The sequence below is a fragment of the Mesorhizobium sp. M0119 genome (assembly GCF_040322615.1).
GTDB lineage: Bacteria > Pseudomonadota > Alphaproteobacteria > Rhizobiales > Rhizobiaceae > Mesorhizobium.
Window position 1 is genome coordinate 24,594 of record NZ_JAMYTU010000008.1, and the last position, 15,726, is coordinate 40,319.

The window sequence follows — 15,726 nt, forward strand, 5'->3', positions numbered from 1 at the left end:
CATACGATTTTTGCGAGGATCGGCGGCAATCGCCTATAATTTGTGCATTGCACAAGGATGCCGTATCGGCAGCCACGTAGATGCAGCCCCGATTTCTTCGAGGATTCAGTCGGTTGGTGCGGCGGCGCGCAACTGGCACGCATGATGCTTTGGCTAATCCGACCAAAGGGGAAGCTGGATGTCCAAAGCCGCCGAAATCGACATTGTGTCCGTTTCGAAAGTCTATGGCGCGACGACTGCTGTCGAAGGGATCAGCCTGAAAATCCCTGCGGGAACCTATTGCTGCCTGCTCGGTCCCTCCGGCTGTGGCAAGACCTCGACGCTGCGCATGATCGCCGGGCACGAGAGCATATCGAGCGGCGACGTGCGTCTCGGCAACACAGTGGTCACCGACCTGCCGCCGGCCAGGCGCGGCACTGCCATGATGTTCCAGTCCTACGCACTGTTTCCGCATCTCGACCTGATCGACAATGTCGCGTTCAGCCTGAAGATGAAAGGCGTGGGCAAGGAGGAACGCCGCGCCAAGGCACTCGACATGCTGAAGCTGATGCAGATGGAGGCCTATGCCAGCCGTCGTCCGGCGCAGCTGTCCGGCGGCCAGCAGCAGCGCGTTGCTCTTGCGCGCGCGCTGATCACCGATCCCGAGGCGCTGTTGCTGGACGAACCGCTTTCGGCGCTCGATCCGTTCCTGAAAATCCGCATGCGGGCCGAACTGAAGAAGCTGCAGACGTCGCTCGGCATTACTTTCGTCCACGTCACTCACAGCCAGGAAGAGGCGATGGCGCTGGCCGACCTGATCGTGGTCATGAACGACGGCCGTATCGAGCAGGCGGCGCACCCTCGCACGGTGTTCGAGCGTCCGGCCACGGCCTTCGTCGCTCGTTTCATGGGCGACCACAATGTCATCTCGGGGCGCGTCAGCGGCAGTCGCGACAGCATGGTCGTGTTCGATGTGCCAGGCGGCGTCGCGCTCGCCGCGAGCGGGCAGGGCAGGGAGACCGGGGAACCCATCGACATCGCCATTCGCACCGACCACGTGCGCATCGGTGAGCCGCCGGCAGCCGGGCTCGGCTTGACCGGCATCGTTTCAAACGTCGAGTACCGCGGTTCGACCGTGAAGCTCTCGGTCAATGGCGCCGGCATCGACGATTTCACGGTAATCGTCGACGACACCAGCTTCTTCGCCAGGCCGGTTGCCGTCGGCGACGCCGTGCCGATCGCCTGGGACGCCGAGGACGCGATCGTCCTTGGTCGTCTCGATTCCTGAAACCCAGCATAACCAATCAAAACAGGGGAACTGAACATGACCAACACTACCGACAAGAAGACTGGAATATCGCGTCGTTCGCTGCTCAAGACAGGTGCCGCCGCCGTCGGTTTCGCCGCCGGTTCCGGCGCCATATCAGGCTTTCCGACCATCTGGGCGCAATCGAACATCACGCTGCGCCAGTTCGGCACCGGCGTGTCCAACCTCAATGCCATCGCCGACAAGTGCAAAGCCGACCTCGGCATCACGCTGGAGATGACGGCAACCGATTCCGACGCCGCCGCGCAGCGCGCCGTGACGCAGCCCGACAGCTACGACATCGCCGACATCGAATACTGGATCTGCAAGAAGGTGTTCCCGACAGGCGTCCTGCAGCCGATGGATGTCACCAAGCTGAAATATTACGACGAGCTCGTGCCGCTGTTCAAAACCGGCAAGCTGACGCCTGACAGCGTTATCGCCCAGGGCACCGCGCCGCATACGGTCGGTTACGTCGAGGCGCAAGATAGCAAGGTTTTCGCCAAGGCGCCGACCAATTGGTTCACCATGGTGCCGACGATCTACAATGCCGATACGCTCGGCATCCGCCCCGACCTCGTCGGCCGTGACATCACCACCTGGGCCGACATCATGGATCCGGCCTTCAAGGGCAAGACCGCTATCCTCAACATCCCGTCGATCGGCATCATGGATGCGGCGATGATCATGGAAGCCACCGGCAATATCAAATATGCCGACAAGGGCAACATGACCAAGGAGGAGATCGACAAGACGATCGACTTCCTGATCAAGGCCAAGCAGGACGGCCAGTTCCGTGCCTTCTGGAAGTCCTTCGACGAAAGCGTCAACCTGATGGCTTCAGGCGAAGTGGTGATCCAGTCGATGTGGTCGCCGGCCGTGGCCGCAGTCCGCTCCAAGGGCATCGCGTGCCGGTTCCAGCCGCTCAAGGAAGGCTACCGGTCCTGGGGTGGCGGGCTTGGCCTGGCAGCCCATCTCTCCGGCGCCGAACTCGATGCCGCCTATGAATACATCAACTGGTACACGTCCGGTTGGGTTGGCGGCTATCTCAACCGCCAGGGCTATTACTCGGCCAACATGGTGTCGGCCAAGAAGTTCATGTCCGAGGACGAGTGGGGCTACTGGATCGAAGGCAAGCCGGCAAAGGGCGATATCCTGTCGCCGGACGGCAAGGTCATGGAAAAAGCAGGCGCCGTGCGTGACGGCGGCTCGTTCGAAGAGCGCATGGGCAAGGTCGCCTGCTGGAACTCGGTCATGGACGAGGACCGCTACATGGTAAAGCGCTGGAACGAGTTCATCGCTGCTTGATGCTAGGCGATAACTGAGATGTTGCATTCCTTCGCGCCCCCCTCTGTCCTGCCGGACATCTCCCCCACAAGGGGGGAGATCGGCTGTGGCTCTCTTCAGCGCTCTTCGTCATACGGCGATGATTGGCGAAGGCCGGCATGCAAGCCAATCTCCCCCCTTGTGGGGGAGATGTCCGGCAGGACAGAGGGGGGCGCGAAGGATCACAGCCCGGCAAAATACCATCGAGGCTGTTCCAGATGACAGTGGCACTCGATCAGCCCGCAACCATTGCCACAAAGCCGGCCAGACGTAAGCGCTCCTTTGCCGGCGTCGCACCCTATCTCCAGGCGGCACCGCTGGCGCTGATCCTCGGCGCGTTCCTCCTGCTGCCGATCCTGATGATCGCCGTGGTCTCCTTCTGGGACTACGATTTCGCGGCGATGTATCCGGATTTCCTGACCACCAACTACGCCGACACGCTCGGCTCGTGGGTTACCTGGAAGACCTATCTAAATACGCTGAAATACGCCGCCATCGTCTGGGCGCTGACGCTGTTCATCGGTTTCTGGGTCGCCTATTTCCTCGCCTTCCACATCAGGACCACGGCCATGCAGGTGGTGCTGTTCCTGGTCTGCACGGTGCCGTTCCTGACCTCCAACATCATCCGCATGATCTCGTGGATTCCCGTGCTTGGCCGCAATGGCCTGGTCAACTCGGCGCTGGTGCAAATGGGGCTGATCCCGAAGCCGATCGAATGGCTGCTCTATTCCGAATTCGCCGTGGTGCTGGCCATGGTGCATCTCTACACGCTGTTCATGGTGACGCCGATCTTCAACACGCTGATGCGCATCGACAAGTCGCTAATCGAAGCCGCACGCGACGCCGGCGCTTCAGGCTGGCAGGTTCTGTGGAACGTCGTCATTCCGCTCGCCAAGCCCGGCATGGCGATCGGCACCATCTTCGTCGTCACCCTGGTGATGGCCGACTTCTCGACGGTGCAGGTGATGTCCGGCGGGCAGAGCGCCTCCGTCGCGCTGATGATGAAGAACCAGATGTCGCTGCTGCAGTATCCGGCGGCCGCTGCCAACGCGGTCGTGTTGCTGGTGCTGGTCCTGCTGATGGTCGCGGGCATCCTGCGCATCGTCGACATTCGCAAGGAGCTGTGAGGCGATGAGCCACGACAAGCGCACCCTCGAATTCTATGTGTTGGCGGCGTTCTTCGCGCTTTTCGTGCTGTTCCTCTACGGCCCGCTTTCGGCGATCCTGATCCTCTCTTTCCAGGGCGAGAACGGCGGTCTGACATTTCCGCTGAACGGCGTCTCGCTGCACTGGTTCGCCAACCTGTTCGAGCGCCAGGCGGTCGGCGACTTCGGCGGCAGCTTCAGGCGCTCGCTCGTCCTTGGCCTGATGGTGATGGTCGTTACGGTCGCCGTGTCGCTGCTCGCCGGCCTCGCCTTCCGGCAAAAATTTCGCGGCGCAACTGCCTTGTTTTATCTGGCCGTCGCCAGCCTCGTCGTGCCCTCGATCATCATCAGCCTCGGCATTGGCGTCGTCTTCCAGCAGATCGGCTTCCGCCCCGCCTGGTACACGTCCGCTTTCGGCGCCCATCTGACCTGGACCTTGCCTTTCGGCGTGCTGATTATGTTTGCTGTCTTCAACCGGTTCTCGCCGGCCTACGAGGAAGCCGCGCGGGATCTCGGAGCATCGTCCTGGCAAACCTTCGCGCATGTCGTCCTGCCGATGATCGCACCCAGCCTGATCGGCGTCGGCCTGTTTGGCTTCACTTTGTCTTATGACGAGTTCGCCCGCACGCTGATGACCTCGGGAACCTTCAACACGCTGCCGCTCGAAATCTACGGCATGACGACGAATGTCACCACGCCGGTGCTCTATGCGCTGGGCACAGTGACGACCGTGTTTTCCTTCCTGGTGATCTTGCTGACGCTCGGCGCGATCGTCTATGTCGGCCGCCGCCGCGAGCGTGCCTGACAGTGCAGATCCTCGTCGTCAATCCGAACACCACCGCCAGCATGACCGAGACCATCGCGGCCGCCGCGCGATCGGTCGCCGGCGCATCGACGACGATCGTTGCGGTCACCTCGACGATGGGACCTGTATCGATCGAAGGCTATTATGATGAAGCGCTTGCCGTGCCCGGCCTGCTGGTCGAGATCGCCACCGGCGAACGCTCGGGCGCAGGGGCCGCGATCATCGCCTGTTTCGACGACACCGGCCTCGATGCCGCGCGCGCCATGGCCAACATTCCGGTCATCGGCATCTGCGAGGCAGCGCTCAGCACGGCCTCGTTCATCGCCCAGCGCTTTACCGTCGTTACCACCACCGGGCGTTCGCGCGTGCCGGTCGAAGGGTTGGTGCAGCGCTATGGCATGGCGGGGCGCGCGCGCGTGCGCGCCCCCGATATCCCGGTTCTTGCCCTCGAAGATCCGGCGTCCGACGCACTCCTCAGGCTGCGCAACGAGATTGCGCGCGCCATCGACGAGGATCGCGCCGAGGCGATCGTGCTCGGCTGCGCCGGCATGGCCGATCTGGCGGCGGCGCTGCAGCGGGAATTCGGGCTTCCAGTCGTCGACGGCGTCGGCGCGGCCGTGAAACAGGCCGAGGCATTGATCGCGCTTGGCCTGACGACATCCAAGCGCGGCGCCTATGCAAGCCCATTGGCAAAGCCCTATCATGGCGCGTTGAAATCCTTCGCGCCTGGTGCCGCCGAGTGATCGCAATGCCCGGAACGATCCGAACGCTCGCGCTTGAAGAAGTGCAAACCCTTGTCGATTGGGCGGCGGCGGAAGGCTGGAACCCCGGCCTCGGCGACGCCGCGCTGTTCCAGGCAGCCGACCCGCAGGGCTTCATCGGCGCCTTTGTCGACGGCGAACTGGCGGCCGGTATTTCGGCCGTTGCCTATGGCGAGGAATTCGGCTTCATCGGCCTCTACATCTGCCGGCCGGACAGGCGTGGCCAAGGCCACGGTAAGGCAGTCTGGGATGCCGGCATGGCGCGGCTCGGCAGCCGCACGATCGGCCTCGACGGCGTCGTCGAACAGCAGGCCAACTACCGCAGCATGGGCTTTGCGCCGGCCTACCGGACGATCCGGTTCATGGGGTCACCGAATGTCCCGGCAGCCGCCGACAACGACATTCGCGCCATAGGGCCGGAACTCGTGCCGGACATACTGGACTATGACCGCCGTTTCTTCCCCGGCCCGAGGCAGTGCTTCCTGGAGCACTGGCTGCGCCCACCGCATATGGCCCTTGCGATCATCAAGGACGGCGCCATTGCGGCATACGGCGTCGCGCGCCAATGCCGGGACGGCTTCAAGATCGGCCCGCTTTTTGCCGACGATCTGGACGCGGCAAGCCATCTCTTCACCGCGCTCGCGCACATGTCCGGTCCTGGAAACGTCCATCTCGACGTTCCCGAAACCAGCGGACAATTTGCAGATTTGCTGTCGTCCGTCGGCCTTCAACCGGGCTTCGAGACCGCTCGAATGTACAAGGGAAAGGCGCCGCAGCTCATGCAGTCCGGAGTTTTTGCGATAACGACGCTGGAGTTGGGGTGAGGCGGTACAAGCCGACTTTCAGCGCAAAGTCGGCAACAGGAATACATGGTCTACTTTTCCTGAACTGAAATGCCGGAATCGTCGATACGAAGTTCCACGCCTTTCGGCTTAGTCTCCTCGCGATAAACGTAAATCCCCAACGCAATGACGGCGACGGCCAAAGCGCCGATGATGAGATAAAGATAGTTCTGCTTCATCCGCTGTCGTTAACAACATGATGTGGGCGAGTCTAGCAGTTCGGGTATCAGGACGGCGGCCGGAGACGCACGTCGATCAGCCTTGGTATCCTACGCGCGCGGCGAGGGCGAGCTAGCCTGCCCCATCCAGCCGGTCGCGCAGCATGCTCCAGGGGAGCACCATGTTTGGTGCATGCCGCATCAGGCTGTGGAACGGGATCGGCGACGGCGGCGCAAACGGCAGCGGCAAATCCTGAGGCTTTGTTCCATCAGCCCAATCCGCAAGCACCTTGCCCATGGCAGTGGTCATGGCGATGCCGCGTCCGTTGCAGGCAAAGCCCGCGATCAGGCCGGGCCCGAGATCGACGAGGTCCGGCAGGAAGTCGGGCTCGACGGCAGCCATCCCCGACCAGCTGTATTCAAGCGGCGGGATGTCCGGGAGATCGAGATGCTTGGCGAGCCGTCGCCAGATCGCCCGCGGCACCCGCGTGTCGGTTCCGGGGCCAAAAACATGCATGCCGCCGGTGATCAGCCTGTTTCCGCTGTCGAAGCGGAAGGTCAAGAGATTGCGTCTTGTGTCGCCGACGCCTTGCCCGCCAGGAAGCAGGCGAGTGCGTATTTCGCGCGGCAGCGGTGCTGTCGCGATCTGGAAGATTTTCAGCGGGAAATAGGTTCGCTGCAACGCGCGATCCAGCGCCCCGCCATAGGCGTTGGTGGCGACCAGCACCTTTCCTGCGCGTACCGAACCGGAGGCCGTCTTCAAAGCCCAACCATCGCCTATGTGATCGATCGACGCGACACGCGTATGCTCGAAGATGCGCGCGCCGGCCTTTTCCGCCGCGTCGGCCAATCCGCGCGCATATTCGACCGGATTGAGGACGCCACCCGACCTGTCGATCCAGCCGCCGAGATAACCGCGAACGCCGGTCAGTTCCTCGACCGCCTGTCTATCCAGCGCAACAGCCGGCCTTCCGCGTCGTGCCCATTGTTCGGCGCGCGATCTGGTCTTTTGCAAAGCGGCCGGTGAATGGGCTGGTTGTATCCAGCCGCTCTGGACGGCATCGCATTCGATGGCATGCCGCCTGATCAGGTCGAAGACGAGGTCGGCGCTGCCGGCGGCGAAATCGACAAGGCGTTCGCCGCGTTCGGGCCCGAGCTGGGCAATGATATCGTCGGGGTCTCTTTTCGCGAAATTCGGCACGACGAAGCCGGCATTCCTGCCAGTCGCGCCCCAGGCGATGATTTCTGCCTCGAGAACGGCGACCGAGATGCCTTTCTCGGCGGTGTGCAGCGCGGTGGAAAGGCCAGAAAATCCGCCGCCGACAATCGCCAGTTCGACATCGAGTGCACCTTCGAGAGCGGGCCGGTCGCGGCGGTTACGCCCGACCGCATGCCATAGCGATAGGCCGCGTGGCACGGCAACGCTGCTCATGGCCTTGCGGCGCTCTCGTCCGGAGCCGCTTTCGCAGCCTTGCCGAACCTTGCACGCCGCGGCCTGTCGCCGAACAGGCCATTCGGCCTGACCAGCAGGATGACGCACAGCATCACGCCGATCGCCACGATCTGCAGCGAAGCGGCGCGTGCCTGCTGTTCCGGCGAGAACAACATACTGGTCAAGGCTCCTGATCCGGCCCATATCGCCCAGACCAGGATGCTGCCGATGACGGCGCCGATATTGCTGCCCGAGCCACCGACGATCAGCATCACCCAGACCTGGAAAGTCAGCGCCGGCAAATAATTGTCCGGGGCGATGAAGCCGGTGAAATGCGCCTGCAGCGCACCGGCAAGCGCCATGATGGCGCCACCGACGGCAAAGGCCTGGACGCGGTAGAACCGTGCGCTTTTGCCTAGGGATATCGCGGCCCGCTCATCCTCGCGAAGCGCCTTCAACACGCGCCCCCACGGGCTGCGCGACAGATGCTCCAGCGCGAGATAGACGATCAGCGTCACCACCGAGACGATCGCAAGGTTCGAAAGGTTGAACAGCAACGGCGTTTCGGCAAGACCGCCGAACGGACGCGGAATGAAGCCGATGCCGAACGGACCGCCGGTCAGCGTCTGGGCATTGAGCGCCACCAATTGCACGACGACGGCGACGCCAAAGGTGGTGATCGCCAGATAGTCCGATCTCAGGCGCAGCGTGGCAATGCCGGTAAAGGCGGCCGCGACGCCGCCAACGACCATTGCACCGAGCCAGCCGACAAGGATAGGCAGACCGAAGCCGCCCAGTCGCGCGGCATCGTCGGGCGTGGTCAGCAGCGCCGAGGTGTAGGCACCGATGGCAACGAAGCCGGCGACCCCGACATTGAAAAGCCCGGTCAGCCCCCATTGCAGGTTGAGCCCGAGCGTGATGAGCGAAAAGATCAGCGCGGTGGTCAGGAAGAAGGCGCCGTAGCCGAGCAGATCCATCAGCGTTCCCTCACTCCGAAAAGGCCGATGGGCCGGACGAACAGCACGGCCATCAGGATGATGAACGAGACGGCCGCCCGCCATTCGGCGCCGATCAGCTGCACCGCGCCTGCTTCAGCCAGACCGATGATCAGGCCGCCGAGAACGGCGCCAGGCACGCTGCCGATGCCGCCGAGGATGGCGGCCGCGAACATCGGCAGCAGCATCTCGAAACCCATGAATGGGCGGATCTGGATGAGAATGCCGATCATGACGCCGGCGACGCAGGCCAGCGCTCCGCCGATGATCCAGGTGACGCGCACGACCTTGGCGACGTCGATGCCGACAATGCGGGCAAGTGCTGCGTTCTGGCTCAACGCCTGCATCGAGCGGCCGGTCTGGGTCCGCGTCATCAGAAGATGCACACCGAGCACCAGGACGGCGGTCAGCAACAGCAGCGCGATTTGGTCCGGGGTGATGCGAATGCCGAAGCCTATCGGCATGGCGATCTGGATGGCCCGGCTGAAGTAGGTCGGCCGCGAGGTGAAGATGAATTCGAGCAGGCTTCTCAGCGCCATCGAGGCGCCGAAGCTCGCCATCACCACGATAATCGCCTGGCCCTTGGCCCGTAGCCGGGCGAACAGCACCATATCGAGCGCCAGCGCCAGCAGGCCGGTCACCGCCATGCCTATGATGAGCGCGGCGATCAGCGGCCAGCCGAAGGAGAGGGGAGCGATCGGCGCGATCTTGCCGAACATCGCGCCAATGGCGCCAACCACGGCCAGCGTCGCATAGGCGCCCCAGGCCATGAAGTCGCCATGGGCGAAGTTCGAGAAGCGCAGGATCGAATAGGTGAGTGTCACGCCGATGGCGCCGAGGCCGATCATCGACCCCGCCAGCAGTCCGTCGACGACGAATTGCAGGTTCATGCCGCGCTTCCTTGTCCAAGGTCGAGGCGGCGCTGGCCAAGATAGAGCTCAGCGACGACCGGGTCGTTCCAGAGCTCGGAGGCGACGCCCTGGTGCCGCTCCTTGCCCTCGACCAGCACGTAGGCGCGGTCGCCGATGGCAAGCGCTGCCTTGGCGTTCTGCTCGACCAGCAGAATGGTGACGCCAGATTTGCGGATGCCGGCCAGCATCTCGAACACCATCGATACGAATTTCGGCGACAGGCCGGCCGACGGTTCGTCGAGCACCAGCACCTTGGGATGGACGATCAACGCCCGGGCGACGGCCAGCATCTGCCGCTGGCCGCCCGACAGATTGCCCGCGGCCGTTCTGCGCTGACGGGCGAGATCGGGAAAGGCCGCATACATTTCCTCGATGCGGGCGGGGGTCTCGCGCGGTTGCAGGATGCCGCAGGCGACCTTCAAATTGTCCTCGACCGACATCAGCGGGAAGATGTTCTCTGTCTGTGGCACGAAGGCAAGGCCAAGGCGGACCATGGTGTGGGCGGGCGACGCCGTGATATCCTTGCCGTCCAGCAGCACCGTGCCGCCGGTGATCGGGACAAGGCCGGCGATTGCCTTGATGAGGCTCGACTTGCCGGCGCCGTTGGGACCGAGAACGACGACGATCTCGCCCTGGTCGACGGTGATCGAAGCGCCGCGCACGATCGGAACGCCAGGCTCGTAGCCGGCTTCGAGATCGCGGACATCGAGTACCCTTTGGCTCATGCCGCACCTCCGAGATAAGCCTCGATGACGCGCGGATCGCGCGCCACCTCGTCCGGAGTGCCTTCGCACAGAAGCTGCCCGCTCGCCATGACCAGAACACGGTGGCAGAGCCGCGTCACCATGTCGATATTGTGCTCGATCAGCAGGAAGGTGATGCCGCTCCTGTTGATGTCGCGGATGCGGTCGATGATGACTTCGAGCAGCGTCGCATTGACGCCGGCCGCCGGCTCGTCGAGCAGGATGATCGCCGGGTTGGCCATCATGACGCGGGCGAGCTCGAGCAGCTTGCGCTGACCGCCGGAAAGCACACGCGCCGGCTCGTGTGCGAGGTGAGCGATCGTGACGAGCTCGAGTAGTTCGACGGCTCTTGTCTCGGCAGCCCTTTCTTCGGCAGCGACCCGCCGGGGCGTCAGGAAATTGGCGAGCAGTTTTTCTCCGGCCTGCCCTTGCGCGGCCAGCATGACGTTTTCGATCAGCGTCAGGTTAGGCAAGGGCCGGGGGATCTGGAACGTGCGGCCAAGGCCGCGGCCGATGCGGCGATGGGCTGCTTCCCCGGACACCGATACGCCGTTGAGGAGGATTTCGCCGCTGGTCGGCAGAATGCTGCCGGCGAGCAGGTCGAACATCGTCGTCTTGCCGGCGCCGTTCGGGCCGATTAGGCCGAGTATTTCGCCTGGCCGGACGTCGAACGAGACATTGTTGACCGCGACCAGGCCGCCGAAGCGTCTGAGGACGTTCCTGGCCGTGAGGACCGGCGTGCGGATCTCCTCCTGCCGTTCCGTCGTGTCGCTCATCAATCCCTCTGGCCGAAAAGCGATCTTCGTCGCCTATGATTTGATTTGTGATCACACTTGCTTTGATCACGCTATTCGGCTTTAATTTCTTCCGCAAGCCGAAAACGGCCAAGACCGGGATTGCCCATGCAGAAGGCCGCCATCGAAAAGAACAATGAGGTGATCGCGGCCCAGCTTACTCCGGTCGGCCGCGAGACCGTGCAGGACCGCGTCTATTCGGAGCTGCGCCGCGCCTTGATCGGCGGCCTTTTCGAGCCGAGCCAGGTTCTGACCATCCGCGGCCTCGCCGACGCGCTGGTCACCAGCACCATGCCGGTGCGCGAGGCGCTTGGGCGGCTGATCACCGAGAAGGCGCTGGAGGCGCTTCCCAACCGATCGGTGCGCGTGCCGCCGATCACGCTGGAACGCATCGACGACCTCTTGCGGGCCCGCTCCCTGATCGAGGGCGAAGCGATCGCCCTGGCCGCCACGCGCATGAACGCGCGCCAGATTGCTTCGGTCGAGGCCATGCTCGGCGAATGGGACGAGATGCGGGCGCTGAAGCACAAGAAGGATATCGATCGCGAGGCGACGCTCAACCAGAGCTTCCATTTCGAGATCTACCGTTGCTGCGGTTCCGCCGTGCTGATCCCGATGATCGAGAGCCTGTGGTTGCAATCCGGGCCTTGTATCCGCGTTGCCATCTACGCCTTCTCCGACGCCGGCGAGGTCGATACGGCCCACTACCACCGCAGCATCGTCGCAGCGCTTTCCAGGCAGGATGCGCAAGCGGCGCGCGAGGCGCTGGTGGCCGACATCAGCCGGCCCTTCGCCTTTCTACGCGACAAGCTCCAGTCCACAAGCAAGGAAGGATTGAGGGCATGACGGCGCCTGGCATCAGCATCACCGAGCCGCGCTCGCAGCTTTCCGTGACCGCGCTGCTGTTGCCTGAAAAGGCGCCCGATAACGCTGCCTTCCTGCTGGCCTATCTCGAGCAGCCGCGAATCGTTGCCGGCATCCATGCGATGTGGACGGGGCCGGAAATCTCCTGCCCGGTTCCATCAGCCGACCTTGAGGGCCAAACCTATGCCAGGCCCTTGCCTGCGGAGAACGCAACGCTGACGCCGCAGCCGGGTGACATCGTGTTGTCCTACGTGCCGCCGCGTATGTGGGGTGGCAACCCGAATGCCATCTTCGATATCGGCTTGTTTTATGGACAGGGTGCGCGTCTGCTGTTCCCGATCGGCTGGCTTGCCGGGAGCGTCGTCGCGCAGGTAGTGCCTGAGGAGCGCGATAAATTCGCAGCCGCTTGTGGCGTGATCCGCCGCAACGGCGCCTGCGACATTACCTTCACCCGGGTGGAGATCTGAATGGCTGAGACCGACGACAGTTTCGAACTCTTCGACCTTCGCGTCGAGGCGGTTATCCCCGAGGGCAGGCCGATCTATTGCGGCGCCAAGCCCGGCGACCATTTCGAGTTGAAGGGCGAGATGCTGTCGATGCCGGCGGGGCAAGGTTTCTCGATCTATTCCATCGCGGCCGTGTTGCCGCTGCTGGCAGCAAAGCAGCGCCCGACCCACAGGAACGACTGGATGACATCGGACGCCGAGATCGCCTGTCCCGACCCCAATTGCGCCAGCCGGCTGCGGATCATCAGGACCGGCAAGCGGCGGTTCAGCCATTCAGAGACCACGGCGGTGCCGCTGCCGAAGGAGAATGACCGGAGATGACCGCCAAGGCTTTCGAGCTCAGCCCCGGCTATACGATCTCGCGGGTCATTCGCGGCGGCTGGCAGCTTGCCGGCGGGCACGGCGCGATCGACCGCCAACAGGCGGTGACCGACCTGATCGCCACCTTCGACGCCGGCATCAGGACCTATGATTGCGCCGATATCTATACCGGTGTCGAAGAGCTGATCGGCGCGGCGCGCCTGCGCCTTGCCAATGAGCGTGGCCTCGACGCTGCCGCCAAGATGAAGGTGCACACCAAGCTGGTGCCTGACCTCGAACGGCTTTCCACGATCAGCCGCGACTACATCAGCAGCATCGTCGACCAGTCGCTGCGGCGGTTGAAGACTGAGCGCCTCGATCTTGTGCAGTTCCATTGGTGGGACTATTCGGTGCCCCGCTATATCGATGCGATGGGCTGGCTCGACGAAATCCGCAGGGAAGGCAAGGTGCGCAACATCGGCACCACGAACTTCGATACGCCGCGGCTGGCCGAGATCCTGGCCGCAGGTGTGCCGCTGGTCAGCCAGCAATTGCAATACTCCGTGCTCGACCAGCGGCCGGCCAACAGCCTTGCAGCACTCGCCAGCCGGCATGGCGTCAGTTTCCTCTGCTACGGTTCGGTGGCGGGCGGCTTCCTCAGCGAAAAATGGCTTGGCGTTGCCGAGCCGCAGACGCCGCTCGAAAACCGGTCGCTGGTGAAATACAAGCTGATCATCGACGACTTCGGCGGTTGGGAGCTTTTCCAGGAATTGCTTCGCACACTGAAGGCCGTCGCCGACCGCCACGCCGTCGACATCGCAACGATCGCCAGCGCCTGGGTGCTGGAGCAGCCGCAAGTGGCGGCCGTTATCATCGGCGCCCGCAACCAGGCGCACGCCCTTGCCAATGCCAGAATCATGGACATCGCGCTCGATGTCGACGACCGGGCGAGGATCGCTGCCGTGATCGCGCAAAGCCGTGGGCCGCTGGGCGACGTCTACACATTGGAACGCGACCGTCACGGCCGCCACGGCTCAATCATGCATTACAATTTGAATGCAGGCAGGAAATGAACGCGGCTATGGACGAACAGCCCTCCTTGCTTTCCCGCGCCAGCGCCGAGGTGGTCGATCTCCACCGCTTCTTCGTCGACTGGTTCAATGCGGCGAGTGCGGACAATGCAGATTTCAGGCGCTTCGAACGCGTCATGGGCGAAGGCTTCTGCATGGTTGCGCCGGACGGCCAGGTCCTCGATCGTGACGCCGTGTTCGACCATATCAGGGCAAGCCGCGCGACCTCTGAGGACGATTTCAGTATCTCGATCGAGGATATCCGGGCCGGCTGGCAGGCAGGCGACACGATCGTCGTCTGTTACATCGAAGCACAGCAGCGCGGGGGCAAGCACAGCCGCCGCCGCTCGAGTGCCGTCTTCACCACCAGCTCATCGGCGCCCAACGGCGTCGAATGGCGACATCTGCATGAAACCTGGCTGCAGATGCCTGAAGGCTGAACAGGCTCAAGACATCAATGAGAGTCGTGTAACGAAAGGGGAACAACAATGAAAAAGACCATACTTCAGATCACCACCGCGCTGGCTCTGCTGACAGCGGCCGGCGCAGCGCACGCCGCCGACTGCAAGATCACCGTCGGCCTCGTCATGGAACTGACCGGCCCGGCCGGCGAATACGGCCAGGCAGGCGCCAAGTCGGTCGAGATGGCATTCCGCGACATCAACGATGCTGGCGGCGTGCGCGGCTGCGATCTCGCGACCGACACGCGCGACAGCCAGAGCCAGGGCAACATCGCGGTCGATGCCGCGACACAACTCGTGCAGGTCAAGAAGGTGCCAGTGATCATCGGCGGCATCATTTCCTCGGTGTCGATCCCGATCCTGACCTCGGTCACCGCTCCGGCCAAGATCGTCCAGGTGTCGCCTGCTTCCTCGTCGCCGACGCTGACGGCGCTTGGGCGCGACGGCAAGACCAACGGCATCTTCTTCCGCACCATCACGTCGGACGCACTGCAAGGCGTCGCCGCCGCCAAATATGCCATCGACAAAGGCTTCAAGAAGCTGTCGGTTATCCACGTCAACAACGACTTCGGCGTTAATATGGTGGCGGAATTCTCGCGCGCCTATAAGGCGCTCGGCGGCACCATCGTCTCCGACACGCCCTACAATGAAAAGCAGTCGAGCTATGCCTCGGAGGTGACCGCGGCGATGGCCGGCGAACCGGATGGGCTTTATCTCGTCAGCACGCCTGTCGACGGCGCAACCATCGCCCGCACCTGGATTTCGCAGGGCGGTGTCCAGAAATTCCTGCTCAATGACGGCATGAACAGCCCGGACTTCATCGAATCCGTTGGCGCCGACTATTTGAAGGACGCCTATGGCACGTCCTCTGGCACCAGCCCGACCGCATCGACCGAATATTTCACCAAGAACTACAAGGAATTTTCGGGCATCGAACCTTCGAACCCGGCGGCCGACCGATCCTATGACGCCGGCGCCATCGTCGGCTTGGCCATCGCCATTGCCGGCTCCGAGGATCCGGCCAAGATCAAGGATGCGATGTACAAGGCAGTCGACCCGGCCGGCACGCCGATCTATGCCGGCAAGGACGAATTCGCCAAGGCGCTCGGCCTGATAAAGGAAGGCAAGCCGATCCGCTACGAAGGCGTCATCGGGCCGGTCGCCTTCGACAAGTATGGCGACATCACCGGCCCGTTCCGGCTCTGGAAGATCGTCGACGGCAAGGTGACGACCGACGGCGAAATCACGACGGATGACGTCAACGCCTTGCAGGCGAAGCTTCAGTAAGCGACTATGCTCCTTCCGGCATCGATCCCATTTCATTGAGG

The 15,726-nt window shown here is 63.2% G+C and carries 18 protein-coding genes; 12 read left to right on the plus strand and 6 right to left on the minus strand.

What is annotated here, in order from left to right; translation table 11 throughout:
- The first annotated feature begins 178 nt into the window (after positions 1-178).
- The 6 genes from NKJ40_RS10250 to NKJ40_RS10275 all read left to right on the plus strand — a co-directional run bounded on the left by NKJ40_RS10250 (position 179) and on the right by NKJ40_RS10275 (position 6,146).
- The gene (locus NKJ40_RS10250) at positions 179-1,267 is read left to right on the plus strand and encodes an ABC transporter ATP-binding protein (protein ID WP_352465984.1); all 1,089 of its coding nucleotides are present in this window, start codon (positions 179-181) and stop codon (positions 1,265-1,267) included.
- Positions 1,268-1,303: 36 nt separating this feature from the next.
- Positions 1,304-2,593 (plus strand): ABC transporter substrate-binding protein, encoded by a 1,290-nt coding sequence (locus tag NKJ40_RS10255; protein WP_023716671.1) that lies wholly within the window; start codon positions 1,304-1,306, stop codon positions 2,591-2,593.
- A gap of 236 nt (positions 2,594-2,829) precedes the next feature.
- Positions 2,830-3,738 (plus strand): ABC transporter permease, encoded by a 909-nt coding sequence (locus NKJ40_RS10260; protein WP_352465985.1) that lies wholly within the window; start codon positions 2,830-2,832, stop codon positions 3,736-3,738.
- Positions 3,739-3,742: 4 nt separating this feature from the next.
- The gene (locus NKJ40_RS10265; protein WP_352465986.1) at positions 3,743-4,561 is read left to right on the plus strand and encodes an ABC transporter permease; all 819 of its coding nucleotides are present in this window, start codon (positions 3,743-3,745) and stop codon (positions 4,559-4,561) included.
- Positions 4,562-4,563: 2 nt separating this feature from the next.
- Positions 4,564-5,304 carry an aspartate/glutamate racemase family protein gene (locus NKJ40_RS10270; RefSeq protein WP_352465987.1) on the plus strand — a complete coding sequence of 247 codons (741 nt, stop codon included), beginning with the start codon at positions 4,564-4,566 and terminating at the stop codon, positions 5,302-5,304.
- Between the two features lie 5 nt (positions 5,305-5,309).
- The gene (locus tag NKJ40_RS10275; protein WP_352465988.1) at positions 5,310-6,146 is read left to right on the plus strand and encodes a GNAT family N-acetyltransferase; all 837 of its coding nucleotides are present in this window, start codon (positions 5,310-5,312) and stop codon (positions 6,144-6,146) included.
- A gap of 50 nt (positions 6,147-6,196) precedes the next feature.
- On the opposite strand, the gene NKJ40_RS10280 is transcribed toward NKJ40_RS10275, so the two are convergent.
- The 6 genes from NKJ40_RS10280 to NKJ40_RS10305 form a co-directional block, all read right to left on the minus strand.
- On the minus strand, positions 6,197-6,343 hold the full coding sequence (locus NKJ40_RS10280; RefSeq protein WP_352465989.1) for a hypothetical protein: 147 nt from the start codon (positions 6,341-6,343) through the stop codon (positions 6,197-6,199).
- Between the two features lie 112 nt (positions 6,344-6,455).
- Positions 6,456-7,754: an NAD(P)/FAD-dependent oxidoreductase gene (locus NKJ40_RS10285; protein ID WP_352465990.1), complete on the minus strand. Its 1,299-nt coding sequence runs from the start codon at positions 7,752-7,754 to the stop codon at positions 6,456-6,458.
- Positions 7,751-8,734 carry a branched-chain amino acid ABC transporter permease gene (locus NKJ40_RS10290; RefSeq protein ID WP_352466138.1) on the minus strand — a complete coding sequence of 328 codons (984 nt, stop codon included), beginning with the start codon at positions 8,732-8,734 and terminating at the stop codon, positions 7,751-7,753. The genes NKJ40_RS10285 and NKJ40_RS10290 overlap by 4 nt, the downstream gene beginning before the upstream one ends.
- Entirely contained in the window at positions 8,731-9,639 is a 909-nt protein-coding gene (locus NKJ40_RS10295) for a branched-chain amino acid ABC transporter permease (RefSeq protein WP_352465991.1), read from the minus strand. The genes NKJ40_RS10290 and NKJ40_RS10295 overlap by 4 nt, the downstream gene beginning before the upstream one ends.
- Positions 9,636-10,385 carry an ABC transporter ATP-binding protein gene (locus NKJ40_RS10300; RefSeq protein ID WP_352465992.1) on the minus strand — a complete coding sequence of 250 codons (750 nt, stop codon included), beginning with the start codon at positions 10,383-10,385 and terminating at the stop codon, positions 9,636-9,638. The genes NKJ40_RS10295 and NKJ40_RS10300 overlap by 4 nt, the downstream gene beginning before the upstream one ends.
- A complete protein-coding gene (locus tag NKJ40_RS10305) occupies positions 10,382-11,179 on the minus strand; it encodes an ABC transporter ATP-binding protein (RefSeq protein ID WP_352465993.1) in 798 nt (265 codons plus the stop codon). Before NKJ40_RS10305 ends, NKJ40_RS10300 begins: the two co-directional genes overlap by 4 nt.
- Positions 11,180-11,305: 126 nt before the next feature.
- Here NKJ40_RS10305 and NKJ40_RS10310 point away from each other — a divergent pair, with 126 nt between their 5' ends.
- From NKJ40_RS10310 to NKJ40_RS10335, 6 genes are read left to right on the plus strand one after another with little or no spacing between them, the layout of a single operon-like run.
- The gene (locus NKJ40_RS10310; RefSeq protein ID WP_352465994.1) at positions 11,306-12,043 is read left to right on the plus strand and encodes a GntR family transcriptional regulator; all 738 of its coding nucleotides are present in this window, start codon (positions 11,306-11,308) and stop codon (positions 12,041-12,043) included.
- Positions 12,040-12,528: a DUF3830 family protein gene (locus tag NKJ40_RS10315; RefSeq protein ID WP_352465995.1), complete on the plus strand. Its 489-nt coding sequence runs from the start codon at positions 12,040-12,042 to the stop codon at positions 12,526-12,528. The genes NKJ40_RS10310 and NKJ40_RS10315 overlap by 4 nt, the downstream gene beginning before the upstream one ends.
- A complete protein-coding gene (locus NKJ40_RS10320) occupies positions 12,529-12,888 on the plus strand; it encodes a TIGR04076 family protein (RefSeq protein ID WP_352465996.1) in 360 nt (119 codons plus the stop codon).
- Positions 12,885-13,940: an aldo/keto reductase gene (locus NKJ40_RS10325; protein WP_352465997.1), complete on the plus strand. Its 1,056-nt coding sequence runs from the start codon at positions 12,885-12,887 to the stop codon at positions 13,938-13,940. Before NKJ40_RS10320 ends, NKJ40_RS10325 begins: the two co-directional genes overlap by 4 nt.
- 8 nt (positions 13,941-13,948) lie before the next feature.
- Entirely contained in the window at positions 13,949-14,377 is a 429-nt protein-coding gene (locus NKJ40_RS10330) for a DUF4440 domain-containing protein (RefSeq protein WP_352465998.1), read from the plus strand.
- Positions 14,378-14,425: 48 nt separating this feature from the next.
- Positions 14,426-15,685: an ABC transporter substrate-binding protein gene (locus NKJ40_RS10335; RefSeq protein WP_352465999.1), complete on the plus strand. Its 1,260-nt coding sequence runs from the start codon at positions 14,426-14,428 to the stop codon at positions 15,683-15,685.
- Positions 15,686-15,726 lie beyond the last annotated feature (41 nt).

Excerpts from the sequence above, each read along its gene's own strand:
- NKJ40_RS10315 (WP_352465995.1), top strand. The coding sequence starts at position 12,040 with ATGACGGCGCCTGGCATCAGCATCACCGAGCCGCGCTCGCAGCTTTCC.
- NKJ40_RS10325 (WP_352465997.1), top strand. The coding sequence starts at position 12,885 with ATGACCGCCAAGGCTTTCGAGCTCAGCCCCGGCTATACGATCTCGCGG.
- NKJ40_RS10260 (WP_352465985.1), top strand. The coding sequence starts at position 2,830 with ATGACAGTGGCACTCGATCAGCCCGCAACCATTGCCACAAAGCCGGCC.
- NKJ40_RS10295 (WP_352465991.1), bottom strand. The coding sequence starts at position 9,639 with ATGAACCTGCAATTCGTCGTCGACGGACTGCTGGCGGGGTCGATGATC.
- NKJ40_RS10335 (WP_352465999.1), top strand. The coding sequence starts at position 14,426 with ATGAAAAAGACCATACTTCAGATCACCACCGCGCTGGCTCTGCTGACA.
- NKJ40_RS10320 (WP_352465996.1), top strand. The coding sequence starts at position 12,529 with ATGGCTGAGACCGACGACAGTTTCGAACTCTTCGACCTTCGCGTCGAG.
- NKJ40_RS10305 (WP_352465993.1), bottom strand. The coding sequence starts at position 11,179 with ATGAGCGACACGACGGAACGGCAGGAGGAGATCCGCACGCCGGTCCTC.
- NKJ40_RS10275 (WP_352465988.1), top strand. The coding sequence starts at position 5,310 with ATGCCCGGAACGATCCGAACGCTCGCGCTTGAAGAAGTGCAAACCCTT.
- NKJ40_RS10300 (WP_352465992.1), bottom strand. The coding sequence starts at position 10,385 with ATGAGCCAAAGGGTACTCGATGTCCGCGATCTCGAAGCCGGCTACGAG.
- NKJ40_RS10265 (WP_352465986.1), top strand. The coding sequence starts at position 3,743 with ATGAGCCACGACAAGCGCACCCTCGAATTCTATGTGTTGGCGGCGTTC.
- NKJ40_RS10330 (WP_352465998.1), top strand. The coding sequence starts at position 13,949 with ATGGACGAACAGCCCTCCTTGCTTTCCCGCGCCAGCGCCGAGGTGGTC.
- NKJ40_RS10310 (WP_352465994.1), top strand. The coding sequence starts at position 11,306 with ATGCAGAAGGCCGCCATCGAAAAGAACAATGAGGTGATCGCGGCCCAG.
- NKJ40_RS10285 (WP_352465990.1), bottom strand. The coding sequence starts at position 7,754 with ATGAGCAGCGTTGCCGTGCCACGCGGCCTATCGCTATGGCATGCGGTC.
- NKJ40_RS10280 (WP_352465989.1), bottom strand. The coding sequence starts at position 6,343 with ATGAAGCAGAACTATCTTTATCTCATCATCGGCGCTTTGGCCGTCGCC.
- NKJ40_RS10255 (WP_023716671.1), top strand. The coding sequence starts at position 1,304 with ATGACCAACACTACCGACAAGAAGACTGGAATATCGCGTCGTTCGCTG.
- NKJ40_RS10250 (WP_352465984.1), top strand. The coding sequence starts at position 179 with ATGTCCAAAGCCGCCGAAATCGACATTGTGTCCGTTTCGAAAGTCTAT.